The sequence below is a fragment of the Pseudomonas pharyngis genome (assembly GCF_021602345.1).
GTDB lineage: Bacteria > Pseudomonadota > Gammaproteobacteria > Pseudomonadales > Pseudomonadaceae > Aquipseudomonas > Aquipseudomonas pharyngis.
This window is the reverse complement of the sequence record NZ_BQID01000049.1, coordinates 1-278: the sequence shown is the minus strand read 5'-3', so window position 1 is coordinate 278 and position 278 is coordinate 1. Positions and strand designations below refer to the sequence as shown.

Annotated in this window: 1 protein-coding gene; it reads left to right on the top strand. The window is 61.2% G+C overall.

Annotated elements, in window-relative coordinates:
* The coding region (locus tag L6D74_RS29920; protein ID WP_248285468.1) for a contractile injection system protein, VgrG/Pvc8 family at nt 1-278 on the top strand (278 nt) is incomplete at both ends.

Here is a 278-nt window from a genome sequence, read left to right as displayed (position 1 = left end):
CCGACCGCATTTACTGCGTGCAATACGACGAATCGGACCTGCATTTCATCCAGCGCCTGTGCGAAGAAGAAGGCATTCACTACCACTTCCAGCACAGCGCCACGGGCCACAAACTGGTGTTCGGCGACGACCAGACGGTGTTCAAGAAACGGGCGCCGGTGGCCTATCAGCAGGACTCCGGCATGGTCGCCAGCAACCCGGTGATCAAGCGCTTCGACCTGCGCCTGGAAACCCGCACCAGCCGCACCACCCGCCGCGACTACGACTTCGAAAAACCG